This is a genomic window from Succinivibrio sp. (assembly GCF_045124615.1).
Lineage (GTDB): Bacteria > Pseudomonadota > Gammaproteobacteria > Enterobacterales > Succinivibrionaceae > Succinivibrio > Succinivibrio faecicola.
Map to the genome: position 1 here is coordinate 1 of NZ_JBGVMC010000186.1, position 2971 is coordinate 2971.

At 35.7% G+C, this 2971-nt stretch carries 3 protein-coding genes; all 3 read right to left on the bottom strand.

Going from position 1 to position 2971, the window contains the following annotated elements:
• Window positions 1-187: 187 nt before the first annotated feature.
• Window positions 188-448, bottom strand: a complete 261-nt coding sequence (locus tag ACJML3_RS04800; RefSeq protein ID WP_406021087.1) for a hypothetical protein — start codon at window positions 446-448, stop codon at window positions 188-190.
• 47 nt (window positions 449-495) lie between these two features.
• A complete protein-coding gene (locus ACJML3_RS04805) occupies window positions 496-1218 on the bottom strand; it encodes a DUF4376 domain-containing protein (protein WP_406021088.1) in 723 nt (240 codons plus the stop codon).
• Window positions 1219-1227: 9 nt separating this feature from the next.
• Window positions 1228-2971 (bottom strand): hypothetical protein (locus ACJML3_RS04810; RefSeq protein WP_406021090.1); only part of this gene is annotated, 1744 nt, incomplete at its 5' end.

A 2971-nucleotide genomic window follows, 5' to 3' on the forward strand; every position in this document is an offset into this window, starting at 1 on the left:
TACCACCGATAAAGCCTGAGCCAAGACCACCGAAACCGCCATTAGGCTGTTCGAGGAGAGTATGAGTTACTTCATCCATTAAGTTTACCTCACAAAAAATAGGAAAAAAATATCGTTAGAACCTCATGTCCTAACGATATACATTATAACACAAATAATTATTTTATGTATTTCGAATACTTTTTATTTATGCAATAATTACAAAAATACTACATACAAAATCCCCATCTTTTATTTTTGCATAAAAGTCGTATTGAGAACTTTCGCAAAGTTGAATGTTATCAACATTCAAGTCGGAGATAGTGTTTTCCACGGCAGAGTAAACATCATCGTTTTGCAGATAATTAGAACCATCAATGGTTAATTCTATATCGTCAGATTCAAGCAAACGAACATATCCCAAACGAGCAAGGCAAGCCAATAAAAAGTATATTTTATCAGGGAGCATATAATAATCCTTAGAAAAAAGCCCCTGAATGAACAGGGGCAACGCAGTTAGTTAGTAGAAAAATCCATCATATTAAAAGTCAAATCAAGGTTAGCAATAGTCTCAACCTCGGTAGCAGAAGTAACAGCTTGTTGCATAGCGAACTTCTGTGAATAGAGATTTAAGCCGTTGATAATGATTTCGTTGGCAATAATTTTAAGTTCGTCTACGGAAAGATAATGGAACGTATTATCGTAGTCCTTGAACTGTTGACTTTCGCCAAGAGTAATCATGTTTTCAATGTTCTGCAAAGAACGTCTGTCGGCATTAACTCTAAATCCAAGAGAGCTAGTAACGTACATGCTGTCGCACTTCATTTGTTCAAAGGCATCAGCAATAGCAGAGATTTCGTTCAGCTTTTCAGCCTTAACCAAATCCAAGCCCTTAACAGGTGCTTTACCTTTCACATAAGTCCAACCATTGTAGCCTTTCTCTGTATTAACCTGTTCGATGATGTTATCTTGCCAGCCCATAGCATAAGCGAGAGCTGTAGATTCGGTAAACTGACCGAGATGGCCATCTTTGTACAGTTTGTCATAATAATAAAGGCCATCGACCTGTTGGATAGGTTGAGGTTCTTCAAGAGGTTGTTCTTCCTCTACAACAGAGACTTCACCACTTACTTCACCACTTACTTCACCTGTAGTTTCTTCTACATTCTCATTAGTAGTGTTATCACTAGGGATTGTTTCTACTTCCTCTACATTCTCAATATTTTCTAATTCTGACATAAAAACTCCTTATACGTTGCCTTGACATGGATAAAAATAAGCAAAATCAATTCCATCAGCTAAAGCACTGTTAATTGATACTTGAACACCACCTTTTACAGGAAGCATAGCATTACATGTTGTAGTTCCGTTTTCTTGTTGAATGTTACGACCGCTTGAAGCAAAATTGCCTTGTTTCAACATTACAGCCATATTTGCACCTCCTGTTCTAGTTAATGCTACTGATATCCAACCGTTAGCTGGTGGAGTATATAAACTTTCTTTATTAGCATTAGCTACTACTGTTATATAGCTAGATATATCTATACCATTATCTAAATCAGGCATACCTAAAGAACTAGGATTTAAGCCGTTAATTGTTGACCATTTAAAGTTACTATCACCTAACTTATAAGTATTTGTAGTATCAGGAATGAGATCGCTTATAAATTTATTGTCGTTAGACATTACACATATTTTACTTACTACATTGGTAGGAAAATGCTTGTATCGTATATCTGTTCCTGTATTATGTCTAAAAAAGAAACATCCAGTACCTATTTGAGCAACATACCACGCACCACCACTTAAATCTGTAAGACTTCCTGCTGGTTTGCTTTCTACATGAATACAAGATGGCGCTAGAGATGTAATATCAGCTGTTGTGTTAGTATTAACAGTCCACAATGGTGAATCAGGTATAGTTGTTATTAATCCCTTAAAATTCTTATTTGCAGTTACATCTTGTGCAGTATCAGTAGTTACAAACTTATTACTAAATTCTACATTGTTTGAGCCATAGTAATATTCAGTACCATAGATTTTTGACCATTTATTTAATGATGATCCAAGAGATATTGAATTATTTGCACCTGGCTCAAAACTACTATTGCCATTAGCGAATATTCTTAATCTAATCGCAGAATTTATAAAATTATTTAAGCTGTCTTTCGTTCTTACACTGAATTGCAAGTTTTGAGTGCCAGTTAAATCGTTAACAGCTAAAATTTGTGCAACGTAGCTTGCACCCGCATTAAATCTAACTCCAAAAGTGTCACTATTAGATGTATCACCGACCTGAATTTTTGAACTGCTAATATTCAAGTTTCTTGTGTTTTGAGAACTATCATAATTATAAATTGTCAAATCATCTCTAAAAGTCTTTTTACCACCTACAGTCTCATCACCACTCTTATGCACAACATCACTATCCTGAGCTAAATCAATTAAAGCTGTTCCGATTGTGAATGTTGAGTTGGCTGTGTCGATGGCGGTAATAGAGAATAATACACCACTTGAATCAATTACTTTATCACCTACTTTCAGATTATCAGTGTTATCAAGTAAGGCATTACTGTTTGTTGATGAAGCTACAAGTGCTGTTGAGGAATAGCGGAATACATAAGTATTATTATTCCACTTATTCTTATCAGCAGTAGTTACATGTATGTCGGTATTACCTGTATGCGAGGTCAAGTCAGATGCACTTGCTTTTAACAGTAACTTGCCATCAACCTCAGCTTTTGTGTAATAGTTTGTTAAATCAGTCGCACTTGTACCGATTAACTCCCATGCGTTGTTGACGTACATGTACTCGTTATACACGTTTTCAGTAGCACTTGTGCCACTTAAAATCATGTAAATAGTATTAGGATCAATGTCAGTAGTCGGCAAACTTTCGACAATTTCTCTGTGTAACGCACCTGCGACAGCTTGTTGTAATGCTGTTACATCGGCAACTTTTTGGTCTAAAATCTCCCAATTTGTCTTTAAG

What these genes read in the sequence shown, in the direction of transcription:
- ACJML3_RS04800 (WP_406021087.1), bottom strand. Translation starts at nt 448, where the DNA reads ATGCTCCCTGATAAAATATACTTTTTATTGGCTTGCCTTGCTCGTTTG.
- ACJML3_RS04805 (WP_406021088.1), bottom strand. Translation starts at nt 1,218, where the DNA reads ATGTCAGAATTAGAAAATATTGAGAATGTAGAGGAAGTAGAAACAATC.